General features: G+C 59.2%; 16 protein-coding genes. 4 read left to right on the top strand and 12 right to left on the bottom strand.

Going from position 1 to position 20,358, the window contains the following annotated elements; translation table 11 throughout:
• Positions 1–5: 5 nt before the first annotated feature.
• The 5 genes from ACP90_RS10105 to ACP90_RS10085 all read right to left on the bottom strand — a co-directional run bounded on the left by ACP90_RS10105 (position 6) and on the right by ACP90_RS10085 (position 6,370).
• The gene (locus ACP90_RS10105; RefSeq protein WP_062488240.1) at positions 6–1,529 is read right to left on the bottom strand and encodes an SH3 domain-containing protein; all 1,524 of its coding nucleotides are present in this window, start codon (positions 1,527–1,529) and stop codon (positions 6–8) included.
• A gap of 226 nt (positions 1,530–1,755) precedes the next feature.
• Positions 1,756–2,361, bottom strand: a complete 606-nt coding sequence (locus ACP90_RS10100) for an ABC-type transport auxiliary lipoprotein family protein (protein ID WP_023014540.1) — start codon at positions 2,359–2,361, stop codon at positions 1,756–1,758.
• 26 nt (positions 2,362–2,387) lie between these two features.
• Positions 2,388–4,394, bottom strand: a complete 2,007-nt coding sequence (locus ACP90_RS10095; protein ID WP_023000658.1) for an MlaD family protein — start codon at positions 4,392–4,394, stop codon at positions 2,388–2,390.
• 10 nt (positions 4,395–4,404) lie between these two features.
• Positions 4,405–5,214 carry an ABC transporter ATP-binding protein gene (locus ACP90_RS10090; RefSeq protein ID WP_023000657.1) on the bottom strand — a complete coding sequence of 270 codons (810 nt, stop codon included), beginning with the start codon at positions 5,212–5,214 and terminating at the stop codon, positions 4,405–4,407.
• A 7-nt stretch (positions 5,215–5,221) separates the two neighbouring features.
• Positions 5,222–6,370 carry an ABC transporter permease gene (locus tag ACP90_RS10085; RefSeq protein ID WP_023000656.1) on the bottom strand — a complete coding sequence of 383 codons (1,149 nt, stop codon included), beginning with the start codon at positions 6,368–6,370 and terminating at the stop codon, positions 5,222–5,224.
• A 125-nt stretch (positions 6,371–6,495) separates the two neighbouring features.
• Between ACP90_RS10085 and dgcN the strand changes: the two genes are divergently transcribed.
• Positions 6,496–7,509 (top strand): N-acetyltransferase DgcN, encoded by a 1,014-nt coding sequence (dgcN, locus tag ACP90_RS10080; RefSeq protein WP_062488239.1) that lies wholly within the window; start codon positions 6,496–6,498, stop codon positions 7,507–7,509.
• The gene (gene dgcA / locus ACP90_RS10075) at positions 7,506–8,489 is read left to right on the top strand and encodes an N-acetyl-D-Glu racemase DgcA (protein ID WP_055655302.1); all 984 of its coding nucleotides are present in this window, start codon (positions 7,506–7,508) and stop codon (positions 8,487–8,489) included. Before dgcN ends, dgcA begins: the two co-directional genes overlap by 4 nt.
• Positions 8,490–8,624: 135 nt before the next feature.
• Here the strand turns inward: dgcA and ACP90_RS10070 are convergent, their stop codons facing one another.
• Positions 8,625–9,803, bottom strand: coding sequence for an MFS transporter (locus tag ACP90_RS10070; RefSeq protein WP_062488238.1), 1,179 nt, complete (start codon positions 9,801–9,803; stop codon positions 8,625–8,627).
• Between the two features lie 120 nt (positions 9,804–9,923).
• On the opposite strand from ACP90_RS10070, the gene ACP90_RS10065 reads away from it, so the two are divergent.
• Positions 9,924–11,063, top strand: a complete 1,140-nt coding sequence (locus ACP90_RS10065) for a protein phosphatase CheZ (protein ID WP_062488237.1) — start codon at positions 9,924–9,926, stop codon at positions 11,061–11,063.
• Between the two features lie 383 nt (positions 11,064–11,446).
• Here the strand turns inward: ACP90_RS10065 and ACP90_RS10060 are convergent, their stop codons facing one another.
• The 4 genes from ACP90_RS10060 to ACP90_RS10045 all read right to left on the bottom strand — a co-directional run bounded on the left by ACP90_RS10060 (position 11,447) and on the right by ACP90_RS10045 (position 16,260).
• Positions 11,447–12,781 carry a globin-coupled sensor protein gene (locus ACP90_RS10060; protein ID WP_062488236.1) on the bottom strand — a complete coding sequence of 445 codons (1,335 nt, stop codon included), beginning with the start codon at positions 12,779–12,781 and terminating at the stop codon, positions 11,447–11,449.
• A 405-nt stretch (positions 12,782–13,186) separates the two neighbouring features.
• Entirely contained in the window at positions 13,187–14,212 is a 1,026-nt protein-coding gene (locus tag ACP90_RS10055) for a threonine/serine dehydratase (protein WP_082809718.1), read from the bottom strand.
• Between the two features lie 198 nt (positions 14,213–14,410).
• On the bottom strand, positions 14,411–15,460 hold the full coding sequence (locus ACP90_RS10050) for a glycosyltransferase family 1 protein (protein WP_055655308.1): 1,050 nt from the start codon (positions 15,458–15,460) through the stop codon (positions 14,411–14,413).
• Complete coding sequence (locus ACP90_RS10045; protein WP_023000648.1) at positions 15,457–16,260, bottom strand: UDP-2,3-diacylglucosamine diphosphatase; 804 nt, start codon at positions 16,258–16,260, stop codon at positions 15,457–15,459. Before ACP90_RS10045 ends, ACP90_RS10050 begins: the two co-directional genes overlap by 4 nt.
• 269 nt (positions 16,261–16,529) lie before the next feature.
• Between ACP90_RS10045 and ACP90_RS10040 the strand changes: the two genes are divergently transcribed.
• A complete protein-coding gene (locus tag ACP90_RS10040) occupies positions 16,530–17,309 on the top strand; it encodes an SDR family oxidoreductase (protein ID WP_062488235.1) in 780 nt (259 codons plus the stop codon).
• Positions 17,310–17,377: 68 nt separating this feature from the next.
• Here ACP90_RS10040 and ACP90_RS10035 read toward each other — a convergent pair whose 3' ends face one another.
• Positions 17,378–18,583, bottom strand: a complete 1,206-nt coding sequence (locus ACP90_RS10035; protein WP_208992425.1) for an OmpP1/FadL family transporter — start codon at positions 18,581–18,583, stop codon at positions 17,378–17,380.
• Positions 18,584–19,251: 668 nt separating this feature from the next.
• Complete coding sequence (locus tag ACP90_RS10030) at positions 19,252–20,358, bottom strand: TRAP transporter substrate-binding protein (RefSeq protein ID WP_062488233.1); 1,107 nt, start codon at positions 20,356–20,358, stop codon at positions 19,252–19,254.

Below are 20,358 nucleotides of genomic sequence, written 5' to 3'. Positions count from 1 at the left end.
ACCGTCTATTGTTCCGAGAAACCCTCCCAGGATGGCTTCACCCGGCGCGTAATCGGCAGAAACTGACCGGCTTCGTAGTAAAGGTTCGGCGATATGTATCGGGCGCTGACCCAACCTGTCTGCCCTTCGAACTGTCCCTGGTACCAGATGCCGACCTTGTCTGCGCGGATCATGCAACCGGTCAAGGAGAGCGTGGCGCCGGCAGGCAACATACCCAGTACCTGCCCACCCACATCAGGGCTGGAGCGGAAATTCACATTGCTTTTCACCCGGCCGGACAGGCCACCGTTTTCACTTGCCCAGCTGTTTTTGGAAACAAGCCTGTTGTCCGAGCACCCAAGGACGTTCCCCATCAGACCCAGCGTTACAGGGTCTGAAACGACTTTCCTGGAAGCACACCAGCCCTGCAAGCCACCGTCGACCTCCTCGTTTCCGGGGCCCTGTTGCAGACAAAGAGGTTTGCCACGCCAGAGTGCAACGGACAGAGCCCCTTCTGGCGTCATCGACAGCTGGCAGGAGAACGTATCGGTATAGAGGGTTGCCGTTCTGCCTTTCAAAGCTTTCAAGTCCGAAAGCGAGAACTCCGAGTTCATGAACTGAAACAGGTCGGCGACCTCGTAGTAGGCCTTGAAGGATCGCCCTGCAACGTTGACGGTGTTGCAGATTTCGTTGGCATCGTAGTCGACACCATCTCCCACATGGACAAGGTTTGCTTCAGCTTCGTTGGAAACGGGAGAAAAGCCGAGGTTCCAGGTGTTAATTCCGCCGCGCAGATAGAAGAAGCTGTCTGCCGTCGAATGCTTCAGGGCTTCCATCATCAGTTCAGGCGGATTGATGTTGAAGCCAATCAGCTTGCTGTATTGTTCGGTCACCTGATAGCCAAAGGCCAGGATCTTGTCGATACGCTCGACCTGCGCGCCCTGATTTCCGGCCAGATATGCCATGTGAAAGCCAAGCTCCGCACCTTTTTCAACGTAGCGGGCATCGCTGGCAAAGGGGTGCACCATGTCCACGGACAGGGAGAATGCCAGAGCACAGGCAGACACACAGCTGGTATTCTTCAGCACGAAGACGCCACCGATGTTCGGATCCTGACTTTCAAGATTGTACCGGATGCTGTCAGCTATCTTGAACCCTTCGAGGAAATCGCCTCCAGGACTGTTGAAAACGAGGTAGCGTATCGACGGGCCACTTATGCTGTCCAGAAAGGCAGACAACTTGCCGGCATCGCCCTTTACGATCGGGCCTGAAAGCTCGATCACATGCGTTGCCATTTCCGGTTCCGCAGGATAAAGCGCAAACTGATCGATCTGCCCAACCTCCCCATCTTCCAAGTTCGGAAGCTGCGCCAGAACGCTGTGCGGTCCTTCAGGGGGATAGATAAGCTTGAGGCTTCTCAGGTGCGGCTCGAGATCCGGCCGCAGCCTGAAGTCGGCTGCATTTGCAAAGGGCATGGAAAACGCCCCCAGCAGAATAATGAAAAGCACGGCACCAGCCTTGCACCAGAGATCACCCGCAACTCTCGTCATGTCTCGTCTCACGTTGAACATTGGCCACCTGACTAGCAGGCAGCCGCCTTGTTCACTGCCCCCAGATAGGGAAGACGGCAACGATTATTTGTTCAGGACGCTGGATTTCAGACTGCATCAAGCAGACAAGCGCACACCGGAGAACGAGGATCATTCTCCGCCGCATGAGAGCCGGAGGCAACATGCGGATAAGGTTTCCCAATTGCGGCTGTTAAGGGTACCCGCCTCAGACGTTCTGCAGCGTCCAGGCAGCCATTTCTGCAAACACCCGGTCGGCTGAAGCGTTCATGGCCTCGACCGCCTTGTCGACGGTCGTGCTACCGGAAGACGTTTCCGCCCGGAAGACCTTGTTGGCAACTGTTCGACCGTTGCGGTCGTTGACGATGCGGGCCGAAATTTCGACGACACCGCGATTGGCACCCGCCACCTGCAGTTCGAAGGCACGGATTTCCGTCTGGAGCTGATAATCGATCAGCAGGCCGTCGCCCGGCAGGCCAACCCCGCGCAGGCGGTTGGTGTTTTGCAGGGTTTCGACCAGTTTCAGCTGCACCACGTTGGGCAGCGTGTCGGCCCAGGCAGAATCCGGGAAGTAGCTGTAGACCGGCCCCTTGTCGACAACCGCGATGTAACTGGTGTCGAGTGCTTTCAGCGCCCGGGGCGCGGAAACGAGAACCTGAACGCGGCTGGACCGGCCCTGAAGGCCACCGACGTCGGCCGCACCGATGCTGTAGTAGGCCGATGGCGCGGAACTGGCGCATCCGGACACAAGCACGCCGAGCCCGAGAGCGGTCAAGACGCCCCGGCGGGTCATGTCAGTGGTTGCCTTCGTCATACGCCCCTGCCTCTGCACATTCAGTCTCACCGGCGCCGCCCGCCGGAATATGTCGGCACATCTTCACCGCCGAAGATCACCCGGTTCGGACTGCGTTCAAAGCTTTCCGCCGCCCGCTGGATCGAGATCAGTGTCCGGTTAACCTGCGCCAGCGCCGCAGCGAAATCCGCAGAGCCCTGGGTCGCAAACTTGGAAAGCCCGCCGGCGATCGAATCTGCCCGGCTTTCAAACGCAACCGCAACCTTGCGGATTGCCTGCGCGGCCAACGTCGCTTCCTTGATCAAGCCTTCACCATCGCCGTCCACCATGGTGGAAACCTTCTCGACCAGGCTTTCGACACGCACCGAGGTGGAATTCAGCGTCGCAGTCATCTGCTTGGCATCGGTGATGATCTGGTCGACGTCAGGTGTCCGCTTCGAAAGATCGTCCGTCATCTGCTGAACGTTGTCTGCAGCCTTGCGGGCACTTTCCAGGATGGCCGGAATGCCGTCTTCCGGATTTGCAAGACCTGCTGTCGCCGTTTCGACGGAACCGACGATATTCGCAACCTTTTCCGGATCCACGGCCTTCATCAGGTCGTTCGCGGTCTGAAGCGTCGTCGCAAAACGTTCGGCAGCCGCCTGAACATCCGTTATCAGCGCCGCGATCCGGTCATCCTGGCCACGAACCGTCGCTGAAACCGCCTCGAAGTTCTGAACGGTGGACTTGGTGGAAGCGATGATCTCGTTGATCTGCGTCTGCTGATTGTTGAAGTTGTCGATGATGCTGGAAACATTGTCGACGGCCTTGCTGACCTTCTCCGGATCGACACTCGCCACAAGCTCGTCGACCTTACCCAGCGATGCATTGAGGCTGTCGGTGAAGGTGCTGACATTGGCAACCACTTCCTCGACCTTCAGCGGATCAATGGCAGCGGCAATTTCCACGCCGCGCGTCATGATGGCATCCACCTTGACCACGACATCACGCCCGCCTTGCACGATATCCTTGATCGCGCCTTCCTGGTTCCGGATGTTTTCCACCACTGCATTGACGTTCTGCATGGTTTCGCTGGTGGAACTGATCAGCTTGTCGATGTCCCCGGTGCGCTTCTGCAGCACCTCGCCAAGGGCTGCGGCCCCTTGCACCACCTTCTGCACATCTTCAGGATCAACCGCGCCAACAATCTTGTGAACGCGATCCAGCCCTTCATTCAGGTTCACCGTGAAGGTCTGCAGTTCCTTGGCCGCGCTCTGGGCATCGGCCATCAGGAGATCGATGTCGCTGCTGGCCTTGCCGAGACTTGCAGAAAACTTGGAAAGGTCATCGACAATGGCGGTGACCTTGTCGGAAGGCACGGCAGCCAGCAGGCGTTCACCTTCCTGCACCAGCGTCTCAAGCCGGCCGGACAGGCTGGAAAACGCATCGGAAGCCTTGCCGATGCTGGCCATGAAATCCTTCACGCCATCGGAATTGGCGGCCAGCGCGGCGGAAAAGGTCTCGGCGTTGTTGACGATCTCGGTGATTGCGGGGCCGTTGTCCTTCAGCAGGTCGTCGACCGTCTTCATGGTCGAATCCGCACGCTTGAGAACATCGCGGGCACCATCCACGATGTCATCGAAGAAGGACCGTTCGGCGTAGATGACCGGAACTTTGTCCTCGTCCTGGTCGTCGGCCATGCTCAGCAGAAGCGGCGATTCAGATGATCCGCCACTGAGGTCGACATAGGCGACGCCTGTCAGGCCGGTGAAATTCAGCGTTGCCTTGGTATCTTCGCGCAAGGGCGTCGAGGGCTTGATGCCAACGGTGGCCACAACCTTGGTCGGATCCCCCGGTGCAAAGTCCAGCGATTTCACATCGCCGACCTTGATGCCGTTGAAAAGCACCTGCCCCCCGACCGGAAGCCCCGTCACAGGTCCGGGATAGACGATTTTCAGTTCAACATTCTGCCTGGATTCCGCGGTGACGGCGAGCCAATACACAAAGCCGAACGCACCGATCAGGATTGCGACCATGAAGGCGCCGATCAGAATATAGTTCGCGCGGGTTTCCATTCAGTCCAACCTATACTCGGCGCAGGGCCCGTTCACCCCTGAAGTAAGATTTAATCCAGGGATCATCATTTTTCATCATATCGTCCATCGTGCCGATGGCCAGAACCCGCTTTTTCCCAAGAACAGCAATCCGATCACAGATAGAATGCAAACTATCAAGATCATGGGTGACCATATAAACGGTCAGTCCGAGGGTCGAACTGAGATTTGCAATAAGCGAATCAAAGGCCGCCGCCCCGATCGGATCGAGTCCGGACGTCGGTTCGTCCAGAAACACCAAATCCGGGTCGAGTGCAAGGGCGCGAGCCAGGCTGGCCCTTTTGATCATTCCCCCTGAAAGTTCCGACGGCAGCTTGTCGGCGGCATCTTGCGGCAGCCCGACCAGTTCCAGTTTCAGGGTCGCCAGTTCGTCCATCAATTGCGGTGAAAGTTTCAGGTGCTCCCGCATCGGCACCTGAATGTTCTGCTTGACCGAAAGCGAGGAAAACAGCGCGCCCTGCTGAAAAAGCACGCCCCAGCGGCGTTCGATTGCCGTGCGTTCCTTTGGGCTCGCGGTCGACAGGTCGTGTCCGAAAACCGAAATCTGCCCGGTTCGCTTGGGAGTCAGGCCCAGGATGGTGCGCATAAGCACGGACTTGCCGGTTCCCGATCCACCGACGAAACCAAGCACCTCGCCCCGGCGCACATCCAGGTCGAGATCCTGCAGAATGATCTTGGAACCGAATCCAACTGTGATGTCGCGCACGGACAGGACATTGTCCGACTTCTCGCCCGTCGCGGCGGTCTCTTTTGCAGGCGTCACGCTTTGGCTTGGCGTCATCGGTCGGTCAAACTCCAATCGCGGCAAAGAATATGGCGAAGAAACCATCCACCACGATGACTAGAAAAATCGCCTTCACCACCGACATGGTGGTGTGACGGCCAAGAGATTCGGAGGAGCCTTCGACTTTCAGCCCTTCCACACAGGCGATCAGGCCGACGATCAGCGCCATGAAGGGCGCCTTCACCAGCCCCACGACCAGCGTATTGATCGTGATTGCCGCCTGCAACTGGGTCAAGAAGGCGGCCGGTGGAATGTCCAGATAGGCCCATGTCACGATGCCGGACCCCAGCAGAGCCGCGAGATCCGAAATGAACGTCAGGATCGGCAGAGCAATCATCAGCGCCAGAATTCGAGGCAAAACGAGGACTTCAGTCACACTGAGGCCGATGACATGCAGTGCGTCGACTTCCTCCTGCATCCGCATCGCCCCAAGTTCTGCCGTGAAGGCGGATCCCGAGCGCCCTGCCACCATGATGGCGGTCAGGATCACGCCGATTTCCCTGAGGACCAGGATGCCTGCAAGGTCGACCACGAAGATGTCGGCACCGAATTGCCTGAGGTAGAAGCCGCCCTGCTGCGAGATGATGGCACCTATGAGAAAACTCATCAGCGCGACGATCGGCACGGCTCCAATGCAGCTCCGGTCGAACTGAACCGCGATCGATATGCTGCGCAGGCGTTTGGGCTGCAGCAGAACTGTCGACAGAACCAGACCGAGCGAGCCGAGAATATGCAGCATCGCCAGGGCGTCGTGATAGACGTCCACCATCTGGCGGCCCGTGGCTTCCAGGAAGCCGGCAATGGAAAATCCGTTCCTGTCAGGCTTGTATCTCGGAGGATGGTGGCTCTCGATTTCCTCGAACAGGGTCTGGCGGACGGGAGAGACACCGGTCAGGCCAACCTTGCGTCCCTCGAATTCCAGTCGGCCGCGCGTGCGGTGGATCAGCCAGGCGCCGCTCGTATCCAGATGCTCGATCTGGGACACATCGATGCAGGTCAGGCTTTTTTTGTCGATCGTGAGGCTGTTCAGCTCTTTTTCTGCGTCGGCGATGGTGCTGACGGTCCAGTCGCCGGAAAGGGCAAGGTATTGATGATCCGGCCCGTCTGCTTCCAGAACCATCTCCGGTGCGATGTTTTTTTCCAAGAATGCCATTCCGGCTGGCTGCCCTCTTGCCGCTGGTTCACCATCCCTCGTATACCTGATGGAGAAGTTCAATACCAACCGTCATTCACCATGAAGTTGGTAAACCCTCCAGCAGCCACTTGAAAGCTTAATCCATGGAAATTGCACGTCCTTACCTGTTGTTTCTCGGTGATGTTCCCGATGCCCTCGCCGCCAAGACCGCGATCGGCATCGTTGATTGGCGCAAGGACTGGTGCCTGGGCCAGGTCCGCATGCCCGGATGCGCCGCCGACACAGGCCTTGCCGACATGTCGATTGCAGAGGGGGCGGAAGCTGGCGCCAAGACGTTCATCATCGGAGCTGTGAACGCCGGTGGGCGCCTGCCGGAGCACTGGGTCGAATCTGTCGTCGAAGCACTCGATGCCGGCATGGATGTCGCTTCCGGCCTCCATGTGCGCCTTGCCAGCGTGCCGGCGATCAAGGAAGCCGCAGAACGGAACGGTCGACAGCTCCACGACGTGCGTCACAGCAGCATGGCTTTTGCCACCGGCAAGGGCACCAAACGCGCAGGCAAACGGATCCTGGCCGTGGGTACCGATTGTTCCGTCGGAAAGAAATACACCGCCCTTGCCATGGACAAGGCAATGAACGACCGGGGCTATTCCAGCACCTTCTGCGCCACCGGCCAGACCGGCGTGTTCATTTCCGGCCGCGGTGTCGCACTTGACGCGGTAATTGCCGACTTCATTTCCGGAGCTGCCGAGTGGATCTCTCCGGAGACCGATCCCGATAACTGGCAGATCATCGAAGGCCAGGGCTCGCTGTTCCATCCGTCCTTCGCCGGCGTCACACTTGGTCTTCTGCACGGCTCCCAGCCGGACGGTTTCATCGTCTGCCATGAACCGACACGCACCAAGATGCGCGGCGTCGAAGCGGCACTTCCGACGATCCAGCAGGTCATCGACATGACCATTGCCTGCGGCAAACTCACCAATCCGGACATCCGCTGCGTCGGTATTGCGGTGAACACCACCGCACTCGATGACGATGAGGCCCTCGCGTACCTGGCAAAGGTCGGTGAAAAGCACGGCCTGCCGGCAACCGATCCGGTCCGCTACGGCATGGAAGCCATCGTTGACAAGGTCTCGGCGGAATTCGGTGCGCCATGAGCCTTGAGGTCAGCATCGAAGCGCAACGCTTCGAAATCGCGGGAGGTTTCAGGATCTCCCGCGAGACCCGAACCCATGCCCAGGTCGTGGTCGTCACCCTGAGTGACGGCAAAGCAACCGGCCATGGCGAAAGCGTGCCCTATCCGCGTTACGGCGAATCGCTCGAAACCGTTCAGACGCAGATTGAGGAAATCGCACCCCTTTTGAAAAACGGCCTCAGCCGGGAACAGCTTCTGGAGGCGATGCCCGCCGGAGCAGCCCGCAATGCCGTCGACTGCGCTCTTTGGGACCTGGAAGCAAAACGATCCGGAACACCGGCAACGGACATTGCCGGTGTCGGTCCGCTGAAGCCGGTCACGACAGCCTTCACCATCAGCGTCGACACGCCGGAAAAGATGGCTGAAAAGACCCGCGCAGCAGCTCACCGCCCGCTTTTGAAAATCAAGCTTGCCGGGCCCGGTGATGACGAGCGGATTGCCGCCGTACGCCTTGCCGCACCTGAAAGCACCCTGATCGTCGATGCCAACGAAGCCTGGGACGAAAGCTGCTTTGAGATCAACATGGCCGCCTGCGAAGCTGCGGGCGTTGCCCTGATCGAACAACCATTGCCGTCAAAGAACGACGGCTTGTTGGCAGGGCTTGAGCGGCGTGTGGTGATCTGCGCGGACGAAAGCCTTCATCCGGGCAAGAGCATCGATGGCCTGCGCGCAAAATATGACGCGGTCAACATCAAGCTCGACAAGGCAGGTGGTCTGACGGCTGCGCTGAAGCTCTGCGATGAAGCGCGCGCCCAGGATCTCAAGGTCATGGTCGGATGCATGCTCGGCACGTCTCTCGCGATGGCGCCTGCGGTCCTGATCGCCCAGAAGGCGGATTTTGTCGACCTCGACGGACCTCTGCTCCTGGCCGAAGACCGCTCACCGGGACTGAAGTTCGAAGGCAGCACGCTCTATCCGCCTCAGCCGGAGCTGTGGGGGTAAGAACTTCAGCGCTGAACAAAAGAAAAGCGCCGGTTCCTTGTCATTGGGCCGGCGTTTTTTGTGGGTATGCATATCTGGACTATCGAAGGGCGCTGAAATCCCTCTTCAGCGGGAGAATACGGAAATTCCCCAAGCTCACTCCGCCGCCATGCGACTTCGCAGCATTGGCGTCATCGCCAGTGTCAACAGCGTGCCGATTGCCGCAACCACAGACATCACGAAGAAGGGCCAGTCCGGATTGATCTCGTAAATGGCGCCGGAAATGCTGAGGCCGATCGCCATCTGGATGCCCACGGAAGTCGCAAGCAGACCCTGCCCCGTTCCCGCCCAACGGCTCGGCACGACCCGTGCAAGGATCGCGACGGCCCCCAGATGGGCCGCGCCGAAAGAAAGGCCGTGCAAAGTCTGCAAGGCAGCCATGGCGGGGAGCGTGTCGGCGAAGGGGAACAGCAGCCAACGCAAGGTTGCCGCCACCCCGGCAGCCAGCAGAAAGATTGGCGGATCAAACCGTTGCGCCAGTTTTCCGGCAACCGTGAACAGGGCGATTTCAGCCGCAACACCCGTCGCCCACAAGAGACCGATCGCAAAGTCAGGCACATCCATTGCCTGCCAGTAGAGCGTCCCGAAGCCGTAAAAGGCTGAATGGCTCGCCTGGTACAATCCAAGTACCATCAACAACGGCCAGAACCAGACACTTTTGAACGGCGTGTCCTTGTGGTCGTCCGAAGTCCCGTCGGCCGCTTCGGAAGGCGTTGCACCACGTTTTTGCCGTGGAAGCGACATGGCAACAGCACCCGTTGCCAGGGACGCAAGGCCGACGGCAACCACGATGAGCCAGGACGTACCTTCCGCAGCCAGCGAACCTCCGAAGATGCTGGCAACCACGAAACCGGCTGAACCCCATAGCCGCATGCGGGCGTAATCCGCTCCCGTATTGCGCTGGACATCCAGCGCATAGGCATCGCTGAGCGGCACCACCGGCGCATTCATGACCATGTAGCCGATCACGGCGATGGAAAGAAACACAAGCCCCAGGGGCAGGAAATAGAGCCCGATGAAGGTCGCAGCCGCCAGCGAATAGATCAGGATCGACAGCCTGCGCTGGCCGGTGCGGTCGGAGAGATTCGACAGAAGCGGACTTGCCGCGATCCGGGCAATCGTGCCTATCCCCAGAACAAATCCGATTTCAGCCGCTGTCAGCCCGCGAAACCCGAGCACGACCGGAATAAACGGCAGAAACAGGCCAACGCCGAAGAAATGGCTGGCGAACAGGGCCGAGACACGGCTGCTGATACTGGAACGGTCAAGCGACATGGGATACCGGGCGAAGTAGCGCCCTAAAAGGATGTTAACGTTTTCCGCCTTACCTTGGGGGCGAAGTTGTCCGTGTTACGGCAATAAACGACCCTTAGGCAAGTTGAGATTCGCGTCCACATGAAAGCGGCAGCAGCACAGGAACAGCCGGAGCTGATCGGCGAAGCCGAATACCAGACTCTCGAACAGACCCTGATGGAGTCCGATCGCGGGCGCAGGTTCCTGAAAGAATTCCTCAATCGCAACAAGACACCGGAAACCACCGAAATTCTGACTGCGATTGGTCGGCTGGAAAAAATGATGACCCGGCAACGCAAGGTGCCGGATCTCGACAAGATCCGTCTCGACATTGCCGACATGCACGAGGCTATCGAGCGTACCAAGGCCGAGATTGCCAACATCAAGGCGGAAGGCGAGGAAAGCAACCGCTTTGTCGACGCCTCTCACGAACTCGATGCCATCGTCACCCAGACCGAAGGCGCGACCCAATCCATTCTGGAAGCTGCAGAGCAGATTCAGGAGAAGGCCTGGGTCCTGCGCGAGAATGGTGCGGACGATGCCGTGTGCGACGACATCGATGCCAAGGCGACCGAAATCTTCATGGCCTGTTCCTTCCAGGATCTGACCGGCCAGCGGACCAACAAGGTTGTTCAGGTACTGCGCTATCTTGAAAGCCGCATCAACCTGATGATCAACATCTGGGGCATCCAGGAGCTGGAAGCCGAAGCAACGGCTGGCCCGGTCGACACTCGTCCGGATGCACATCTCCTGAACGGCCCGCAGCTTGCGGGCGGCGTTTCCCAGAACAACGTCGATGAGCTGATGTCCGTCAGCGACGACGTGTTTGACGCCGCACTGAAGGAAACCGGCGCGGAATCAGCCCCGGCAGAAGCTCCGAAGCATGCCAGCGAAGCTGATGTTGATGCCATCATGGCAAGCGAAGCCGACGTCGATGCCATCATGGCCGGCGGTGACGAGCCGATGGACGCAGCCGCTATCGACGACATGTTCGCCTCCGCTCCTGCCGCCGACGAAGAGGAAGAAGACGACGAGTTCGCCGGTGCCGACCCGGACGCCACTCTGGATGAAGCTGCCATCGAACGCCTGTTCGACAGCGAAGTGGGTGGTGGCACTCATGAAGCGGCAGACGAAGCCGAGGCCGACGCCGAATGGGAGCTGACCGAGGAAGTCAGTGAAGAAGATGGCGAAGATCCGCTGAAACAGCTGTCCGAAGCCGAGCGCCAGGCACTCTTCAACTAAGAATGCATCCGGCAGGAAATTCGAAAAAGGCGCCCGTTACGGCGCCTTTTTTGTTGCCTCTACTATCGATTCTTGCGGATGGACCGCTACGGAATGCCGGGATCGGTGAACTGAAGGTCGGCGATAGTAAGGTCGCGAAAACGGTTGCGCCTCGGCTCTCCGGTCCCGGCTCGCGCTATGCTTGGCCGGGATGACGATGGGGAAGCTGGTTTTCCGGGCAAGCTAAGGTTTGGCGCTCTTTCCGCTTCTCGCACTCCCCCCCTCTCAGTCGGTCATCCCGGACGCAGCGCAGCGGAGATCCGGGATCGGGGAGCCGGGGCGCGCGAGCGGAAAACCCTTTGCCTCCGAGGTCCCGGCGCAAGGCCGGGACAGCAAGGTGGCGATCAGCGGCCGGAATTGATCTTGGCGAAGAACTGTTCCGCCTGCTGGCCGAGCTGGCCGGCCTGGTCTTTCAGCGCCGTCGACATGTCCTGAATGGTGCCGACAGCCCCCTCGACATTCTCGACCGACCCGCGCACAGCGGTAATCTCGTCGGTAAAGGCTTGGGTGCCCTGTGCAGCGATCTGGACGTTGGCCGAGATTTCTGCCGTTGCCGACGCCTGTTGCTCCACCGCGGAGGCAATGCCGGTCGCGATTTCGGACAGGGCGCCGATTATCGAGGTGATGCCTTCGATATCCTGCACAGACTGTCTGGTCGCCTGCTGAATGCTGGCGACCTGTTCGGTGATTTCTTCCGTCGCCTTGGTCGTCTGGCTGGCGAGTTCCTTCACTTCGGCTGCGACAACCGCAAACCCGCGGCCCATTTCCCCGGCACGCGCCGCTTCGATAGTGGCGTTCAGTGCCAGCAGGTTGGTCTGTTCGGCAATTTCAGAGATCAGCCCGATCACTGATCCGACCTGATCCGCGAAGCCGGCAAGTTTCGTTACGGAAGCGTTTGTGCTGCGTGCACCTTCCACGGCCTTCAGCGCCATCTCGCGGGACTGGCCTGCCTGGCGACCGATCTCGGTGATGGAAGCGGACATTTCCTCCGTTGCCGTCGCGCTTGACTGGACACCGCTTGCGGTTTCGGCAGACGTATTGTCCATCTTGACCATCCGCTCTCCGATGGAGCCCGTCTCGCGGCGCAGACTGCCCGAAGACACTTCAAGTTGTTCGGATGCCGCGCCAAGCGTGCCGACAGTACCGCCCAGAACGCCCTGAAATTCCTGGATGGCGGCCTTCAGTTCGGTCTCGCGTCCGACAGCGTCTGCCACCATTTTCTCGTGATAGGTGGAGATCGCGACATCCATGTCCAGCATGACCAGCTTCGTCATCACCTGCATGGCCCGAACGCGCTTGCCCGTCGACATGAAGCGCTTCTTCAGGACCGTCTCCGTCAGTTGCGTGAGGGCGAAGGAATAGCCACCGATGTACCAGCTGGGATCGAGGCCGATCCGCACATGCGTGAGGCCAATCTGCACAGCGCGCTCGTGGTAGGCTTCATCCGGACCAGATGCGAACAGCCCTTCCCAGTGGCTCATCTGTGCCTTCACCAGGCGCGACTGCTGGTTGCCGACAAGCGCCGCCAGATGCGGCACGGTTTTAACGTGTGCGTAGAACCCGTCCAGAACGCTCGGCAAGGCTTCCTTGATTGCCGGCCACACGGACTGAGCCACAGCCCGATCCTCGTCCGTGAAACGGAAAAACTTCAGCCGATCTTTCAAGGTGTTTGTCTGCATGAATGCCTCTTGGATCAGCCGATGGAGGTCCGGTTTGACGGGCCCGTGAGCTGATCGCTCTTTAGTTGCCGGATCTCCGAGCCTCTCAGTGAAGAGGCAGGAGATCCTGATTCAATAAAGCACGTGTCACCTGTTCCCTCGCGAACCCAAGTGGGCTGTTGAAAGGCACAACAAGGCGTTCCGCGCCATGCTCGATGCATCGGTACGCTGGCAATGTTCAGGTGATGAAAGGAGAAGACGCGGCGCCGTTGCCCGGCAATCCACGCTGGAATTCAATTTTCAGCAGCCCTGTTCGCGCCGTCCCGACGAAAAGGCAAACAGGACTGCCTGGTCCGGTCCCCTCCACCCGACTTCGGCAAGTCATGCTTGTGGAACCGCTCTAGCGGGTAGCCCCCTAAAGGCGCGTTAACGGGACAGCGCAGTCTTTAGCATTTGTGGATCGATGTTTCCGCCCGTCAAAACGATACCGACGGTCTTGCCCTTGAAAGGCAGCTTTCCGGCCAAAAGTGCTGCAAGTGCAACGGCTCCGCCGGGCTCAACGACGAGCTTCAGTTCAGTGAACGCAAAGGCGACGGCAGCCAGAGCTTCCTCGTCCGTGACAGTCACGCCTTCGCCCGCTACGCGGCTTAGAATTGAAAAGCCGATATCACCCGGCGAATCGGACAGGAGCGCATCGCAGACAGAGCCGGTCTTTACGGCATTGGAGAGCCGCTCACCGGCGTCAAGCGAGCGCTTGTAGTCGTCGAACAGCTCCGGTTCAGCAGTATGGAAGACCGTACCGGGCGACTTGGCTTCCAGCGCCAGGGCAATGCCGCTGGACAATCCGCCACCGCCGGTACAGGCGAGCACATCGTCCAGATGCAGGCCCAGCGCAGCTGCCTGGGCTGCCATCTCCAGTCCGACTGTACCCTGCCCTGCGATGACACCGACATCGTTGTAGGGGTGGACAAACGTCGCTCCTGACTTGGAGCACAGGTCTCCTGCAATCGCGTCACGGTCTTCGGTCTCACGATCGTAGGTGATCACGGTCGCCCCGTAGCCGCGTGTGCGCTCCAGCTTGATCCTTGGAGCGTCGGACGGCATGACGATGGTTGCGGGCATACCGAGCAGCTGCGCGCTTGCAGCAACGCCCTGCGCGTGGTTTCCGGACGAACAGGCCACAACGCCCCTGGGTCGGTCTGCCGGCGGGATGAGGCTGAGGCGGTTGAACGCCCCGCGAAACTTGAACGAGCCGCTACGTTGCAGGTTTTCCGGTTTCACGACGACAATTGCCCCGGTTACCTCATCCAGCAACGGATGCCTCAGAAGCGGTGTCACCAGCGCCTCGCTTCGGATCCTCTCCGCTGCGGCTTCAACATCCTCTATGGAAACGGTTTTACCGGCCAACTTCGAACCTGCTTCAGACACAGGCAGCGATTGCATATTCGTCATCGGAACTCGCTCTAAACGTCAAACAACTGCTCGGAGGCCTGCCGCAGAAGCGTACAAGGCAATGCCTCGGCCCCTTTCAGGGCCGGGTCTCGATGCAAGTGTTTTCACAGGAAAGCGGGCAGTTCCAGCGGGAACTTGTCTTGGTGTCAATTTCGTTTGCCGCACTGCGCGACGTCATCGCACATCAGGGCAGCCGCCTTATTCGGCGGCTTTTCCCTGCGTCGTACGGGCGTTGTGTATGTCCTGGGCTTCAATGCAATTGTCCAGGAACTGACGTGCGCTGGCCGCCCAGGTGTAATTCATGGCAATCGTGCGGCAATGTTCGCGTGGGATATCCAGCGCGGCTTCAGCCGCTTCGCGCAGATCTTCCGACAAGACACCCGCCCCCGTATCGCTGATGACGTCGAGCGGGCCCATTACCGGGAAAGCGGCAACCGGCACGCCGCAGGCCAGGGCCTCAAGCATAACGTTGCCGAAAGTGTCGGTGAGTGAGGGAAACACGAAGACATCCGCGTCGGAATAATGCCTTGCGAGATCCTCGCCAACCTTGGAACCGGTAAAATGCACCCCCGGGTACTCCCGGCGCAGACTGTCGAGCTGCGGGCCACCACCGACCACCACTTTCGATCCCGGCAGGTCGAGATCCAGAAACGCCTTGATGTTCTTTTCGATTGCGACCCGGCCGACATACATGAACACCGGGCGCGGCAGGTCGGCTGGCAGAACGGACCCCTCGTAAGGCTTGAACTGCTGCTCATCCACACCGCGCGACCAGCGCATCAGATTGGTAAAACCACGGTCACGCAGATCCTGCTCCAGCGACCGTGTTGCGACCATGCAGCCGCAGCCGGAATTGTGAAACCGGCGCAGCCAGCTGTAGGACCAGGTCAGCGGAACCGGCAGCCGGGCTGAAACATATTCGGGAAACCGGGTGTGGTAACTCGTGGTGAACGGACGCCCAGCCTTCTTGGCGACGCTTGCCGCCAGAAGCCCGAGCGGGCCTTCCGTTGCAATGTGCAGATGCTCGCAGCCGTAATCCTCGATCTTCCGACGCACGATGCCGCGATGGGTCAACGACAGGCGAATTTCCGGATAGGTCGGACATGGCAGCGTCGTGAATTCCTGAGGGGTCAGGAATTCCACCCGCACGCCGATTTTCTCGAGTTCTTCGGCCGTGCGCTCAAGCGAGCGAACCACACCGTTTATCTGGGGATGCCAGGCATCCGTCACAATCAGAATGGAACTCATGCGGCGACCGGTGCTTCCTTGGCTTTCGCCGGCACGGCCTCCTCCTGGGTACGGTCCACCCATCGGATCACCTCAAATGTTCCATCGTGGTGCTCGGCAACCGCAGTGCAGCTTTCCACCCAGTCACCCGTGTTGATGTAGTGAATGCCGTTCATATCACGGTCCGCGGCGTGGTGAATATGACCACAAATGACGCCATCGACGCCCTGCCGGCGCGCCTCGTCGGACAGGGCTTCTTCGAAACGTCCAATAAAGCTGACCGCGTTCTTTACCTTCAACTTGGCCCAGGCGGACAATGACCAGTAGGTCAGGCCGAGACGGCGGCGGACCACATTGAGCCAAGTGTTGACGCCGAGCGCGGTCACATAGGCCTTGTCGCCAAAGAAGGCCAGCCACTTGGCATGGCGGATCACCACGTCGAACTGGTCACCATGAATGACCAGGTAGCGTTTGCCGTTGGCAGCTTCGTGAATGATGCTGTCGGTCACTTCGACACCGCCGAAATGCGTACCGAGGAAGCTGCGCAAAAACTCGTCGTGATTTCCCGGAATATAGATGACCCGGGCTCCCTTGCGCCCCTTGCGCAGGATCTTCTGCACCACGTCGTTGTGAAGCTGTGGCCAGTACCAGGACCGCCGCAGACGCCAGCCATCGGCAATGTCGCCGACCAGGTAGATGGTCTCGGCTTCATTGTCCTTCAGAAAGTCCAGCAGCATCTCCGCCTGACAACCGCGCGTGCCAAGATGGACGTCGGAAATAAACAAGGCCCGGTAATGCCGCGATGCCTCAGCGGTAGACATAGCACTTCTCCAAATTCCCTTTGGAGCGCTATAGACGCGATTCAAGTATCACTATTATGACAAACGGCGTGACTTCCCCGGGCCTGTTTGTTTTCCTGCTTAATGATTAACACCGGCACGGATCGGGTATTGGCCTCCCTCACTTCATTCCGTTGCTTCACGAACATCTTGCCGGATGCTGACCGGCTCCATATGTCCCTGACGGCATTTGACAGCATCGGGTTTTGCCAGCAACAAAGCATGTCCAACCTGCATCAAGGAGAACGTTCATGGACCTCGGCCTCAAGGGCAAAAAGGCAATCATCTGTGCGTCAAGCCGCGGCCTCGGCAAGGGCTGCGCCGAAGCACTGGCGGAAGCAGGCTGCGACATCGTCCTGAACGGACGTAACGAAACGGTTCTGGAAGAAACCCGCATGCTGCTGCAGAACCGCTTCGGCGTGAGCGTTGCCGCCATCGCAGCGGATGTTTCCACACGGGAAGGTCAAGAAGCGCTTCTTGCGGCCTGCCCGGACCCGGACATCCTGGTCAACAACAACGGTGGCCCACCCCGGCGCGACTATTCCGAGCTGGACCGTGCGGCGTTGATGGAAGGTGTGGTGCAGAATTTCGTCACCCCCATCGAGCTGATCCAGGCGGTTGTTCCCGGCATGAAGGAGCGCGGTTTCGGCCGCATCGTCAACATCACTTCGCTTTCGGTAAAGATGCCGATCGAAGGGCTCGATCTGTCCAGCGGTGCTCGGGCGGGGCTCACGGCATTCCTGGCCGGCGTCTGCCGCCAGCTTGCCCCCCACGGCGTGACGGTCAACAACCTGCTGCCCGGCAAGATGGACACCGACCGTCTGAAGGGCGGCTTCGAGCGCGCCGCGCAGCAGTCAGGCAAAAGCATCGAGGATGTCCGGGCGGCACAGGCAGCGGAAATCCCGGCAAGACGTTTCGGTTCAGCCGAGGAGTTCGGCCAGACCTGCGCTTTCCTGTGCTCCCGCCACGCCGGTTACATCACAGGCCAGAACATCCTGATGGATGGCGGACTCTATCCGGCGGCGTTCTAAGCGTCCCAAGTCATGAAGAAAGGCCGGAGCATATGCCCCGGCCTTTCCTGAATGGCTGATCTTTCTGATCAGAACTTGTAGCGCAGCGCGGCAGAAATGATGTTGACGCTGCTGTCTACATCCCCCGAATAGGTACCGAATGCCGCGTTGTAGTCCTGGTGACTGGAATCGATGTTGATATCGGTCGATTCCGGAATGATGTGCGTGTAGCCGACATCGAACGCCAGGTGCTCGTTGAAGGTGTAGCTGGCACCAGCCGACAGCCACCAGCGGTTATTGTCCGGCAGACGCGTGGAGCGGATCTTTTCATCAATCGGCGAGATTTCGTAACCGACACCACCGCGGAAGGTCAGCTTTTCGTTGAAGTCGTATTCACCGCCCAGAGAGAAGAACCAGCCGTCGTCATAGTTGAAATGCAGGACGGTGGCCTCTGCGCCGGTTGCATCGTTGATCGCACGTGGCGACTTGAGCCGGCTCCAGTTGGTCCATTCCACCGTTCCAAGAACGCGGATCTTGTCGGTCACTTTCTGTTTTGCGGAAAGGTTGATCATGTCTGGCGTAACGACACCCAGGCCGATCGCCGTTGTGACACCACCGGCGAACAGGTCGCCGTCGAGATCGTGACCGACACCGGAGCGATATCCAAGTCCGATTTCAGTCCCCTCGAACGGTCTCACCGTCAGACCAGCCGTCACACCGAAACCGATGTCATCACCAGTGATCTGGTTCGAACGGGGGAAGCCCGCTCCGGAAGTGGCGTCGGCGGATTTCAGCGACACGTCCAGGTATTGCGCCTGAACACCGATCGCGATCGCGAACATGTCGTTGATCTGAAGCGCAACCGTCGGGTTGACGTTCAACGAGAACACGGAAGACGAACGGGAATAGAACTGGGCCGCCCAATTCTGCTCCGGTTTTGTCGACAGGCCGAAGGGTGCGTTGATACCGACACCGAAGATCAGCTTTTCATTCAGCCGGTAGGCTGCGTACGAAGCGGGAATGAACGCGTCGGAAGCAATGTCGCCACTGCCGATCGAAGACGTACCGAGGAACCCGCCGGACAGCGTGCCGTTGATATCCGAACTTGGAAAGAGCCCCGTATTATGCGCTTCGATGGTGAGACCCTGCTGAGCACCGATAAGCGACGCCGGGTTCCAGTACATCGAAGAGATCGAACCGCCGGACGTACCATACCCGGCAAAAGACATACCCTGAAAGTACGAGCTCTGCTCTCTAAGTGCGAAACCACCTGCGAACGCAGAACTTGCAACCATTGATAGAGCTACAGCTGTAGAAGCAAGTAGAACTGATTTCTTGTTTACCCACGGCATTGAGTTTCCTCCCATCCCCTAGCCACCGGATGCTTGATGACAACCTGAGACAGGGTTTTAGGAGAATGCCGTCCGTTTCAACTGAATATTTACGTCAGTTATGGGGTCGTTTTTTCATGCTGCAATGCGAAATGCGCGGCTTTTCTGGTAGGTATTGCTGCGTAGACATTCAAAACACTTCAAAAACGACAGGTTCAGAGTCTCTTCGTCATCGCACCGACACACTTTCAGACATTTGCCTAAAAAACAGGCACTCGAAATGTCAGTTTCCGATAACGTAATTTAACGGTGAATCGTTGCGGCTTTGCCACAGGTTTCGTGACGGAATGTGGATCTTTTGTAGGACAAGTTCCTTGATATTCCTTGGTAAAAACGCCAATCACCTTTCCTAACGGAAATCGCGTCGGCACACCGTTGCGCGGTAGCCTTTCCTTTCGAAATTGAATTTTTGTCAGGAAGTTTGTCAGCAGGCGACGCGCCACTGTCCGGCCAATTACCGCTTTTCCGGCAAGGCAGGTTGCAAGCTGCGAACCGGTGGGTTGCACCGGCTCGCAGAAAGAGACGGTCCAGGACCGCACTCCATTCCTTGTTTGCAGCCTCAAGCGGCAAGCCTAGCTGTCGCGAGCTTCGAGGAAGCGGCGCATGGCAACGTCACTCCAGGGGGCAAGGCGTGCCCGCGCAGCCATATGACTGTCGTAGATCCTCTGGCTAAGCGCATCCTTGCTCGCGAACTCGGACAGCACGACTGCCGAAGTCTCCCGCAAAGCGTCCAGAACGTCGTCCGGATAAGGACGGACGGTAACGCCGTCCTCTTCCTGCAGGAGCTTCAGTGCGCCTGCATTCTCCCAATCGCTTTCTGCAAGCGAGCGGCCGTTTTCTGCCTTGCAGGCCTCCAGAACGATGGCGCCAAGGTCTTCCGGCAGACCTTCCAGCGCCACCTTGTTGAACAGCGCTTCACCGGTGCCGTTGGGTTCATGGAACCCCGGCGTGTAGTAGGACTTGGCTGCTTTCTGGAACCCCATTGCCCTGTCCGACCAGGGACCCAGGAATTCGGTGGCGTCCAGCACACCGCTGTCCAACGCCTGGAACAACTCTGCAGGCGGCAGGCTGACAGGCGTCGCCCCAAGCCGGTGCATCACTTCACCGCCAAGGCCCGGCATGCGGATCTTCAGCCCCTTGAGATCGTCAAGAGTGTTGATTTCGCGCTTGAACCAGCCACCCATCTGGACGCCGGTGTTGCCGGCCATTACGGGCCTTAGTCCGAACGGGGCATAAAGCTCGTCCCAAAGCGCCTGGCCGCCCCCCTGCTCAATCCAGGTGATATGCTCATGCGGCAGCAAACCGAAGGGGATCGCGGTGAAATAGACCGAAGCTGGGATCTTGCCCTGCCAGAAAAACGAGGCCGTGTGCGCCATCTGCGCCGTCCCCGCCGAGACAGCCTCGAACACGCCCAGAGCCGGCACCAGTTCCCCTGCTGCATAAAGCCGAACGCGCAGGCGACCGCCGGACATCAGCTCGATCCTGTCGGCAATGCGCTGCGCCGTGATCCCGGGCCCCGGCAGGTTCTTTGGCCAGGACGTGACCATCTTCCATTCCAGCGTCGCCTGCTCCTGCGCCACCGCCGGGGCGGCCAACGCGCTTGCACCGGCGGCGGCGGAAGCCCCCAGAAGTCCGCGACGGCTGATCCGTCCGGTTTCTGTCTTTGGCTGATCGGTCAT

Origin of the sequence: Labrenzia sp. CP4, from assembly GCF_001579905.1 — a bacterium.
GTDB classification, from domain to species: Bacteria; Pseudomonadota; Alphaproteobacteria; order Rhizobiales; family Stappiaceae; genus Roseibium; species Roseibium algicola.
This window is presented reverse-complemented; position numbering and strand designations above follow the sequence as displayed.

What these genes read in the sequence shown, in the direction of transcription:
- ACP90_RS10055 (WP_082809718.1), bottom strand. Translation starts at nt 14,212, where the DNA reads ATGACGAATATGCAATCGCTGCCTGTGTCTGAAGCAGGTTCGAAGTTG.
- ACP90_RS10085 (WP_023000656.1), bottom strand. Translation starts at nt 6,370, where the DNA reads ATGGCATTCTTGGAAAAAAACATCGCACCGGAGATGGTTCTGGAAGCA.
- ACP90_RS10105 (WP_062488240.1), bottom strand. Translation starts at nt 1,529, where the DNA reads ATGACGAGAGTTGCGGGTGATCTCTGGTGCAAGGCTGGTGCCGTGCTT.
- ACP90_RS10050 (WP_055655308.1), bottom strand. Translation starts at nt 15,460, where the DNA reads ATGAGTTCCATTCTGATTGTGACGGATGCCTGGCATCCCCAGATAAAC.
- ACP90_RS10040 (WP_062488235.1), top strand. Translation starts at nt 16,530, where the DNA reads ATGGACCTCGGCCTCAAGGGCAAAAAGGCAATCATCTGTGCGTCAAGC.
- ACP90_RS10095 (WP_023000658.1), bottom strand. Translation starts at nt 4,394, where the DNA reads ATGGAAACCCGCGCGAACTATATTCTGATCGGCGCCTTCATGGTCGCA.
- ACP90_RS10030 (WP_062488233.1), bottom strand. Translation starts at nt 20,358, where the DNA reads ATGACCGATCAGCCAAAGACAGAAACCGGACGGATCAGCCGTCGCGGA.
- ACP90_RS10035 (WP_208992425.1), bottom strand. Translation starts at nt 18,583, where the DNA reads ATGGTTGCAAGTTCTGCGTTCGCAGGTGGTTTCGCACTTAGAGAGCAG.
- ACP90_RS10090 (WP_023000657.1), bottom strand. Translation starts at nt 5,214, where the DNA reads ATGACGCCAAGCCAAAGCGTGACGCCTGCAAAAGAGACCGCCGCGACG.
- dgcN (WP_062488239.1), top strand. Translation starts at nt 6,496, where the DNA reads ATGGAAATTGCACGTCCTTACCTGTTGTTTCTCGGTGATGTTCCCGAT.
- ACP90_RS10070 (WP_062488238.1), bottom strand. Translation starts at nt 9,803, where the DNA reads ATGTCGCTTGACCGTTCCAGTATCAGCAGCCGTGTCTCGGCCCTGTTC.
- ACP90_RS10045 (WP_023000648.1), bottom strand. Translation starts at nt 16,260, where the DNA reads ATGTCTACCGCTGAGGCATCGCGGCATTACCGGGCCTTGTTTATTTCC.
- ACP90_RS10065 (WP_062488237.1), top strand. Translation starts at nt 9,924, where the DNA reads ATGAAAGCGGCAGCAGCACAGGAACAGCCGGAGCTGATCGGCGAAGCC.
- ACP90_RS10100 (WP_023014540.1), bottom strand. Translation starts at nt 2,361, where the DNA reads ATGACGAAGGCAACCACTGACATGACCCGCCGGGGCGTCTTGACCGCT.
- ACP90_RS10060 (WP_062488236.1), bottom strand. Translation starts at nt 12,781, where the DNA reads ATGCAGACAAACACCTTGAAAGATCGGCTGAAGTTTTTCCGTTTCACG.
- dgcA (WP_055655302.1), top strand. Translation starts at nt 7,506, where the DNA reads ATGAGCCTTGAGGTCAGCATCGAAGCGCAACGCTTCGAAATCGCGGGA.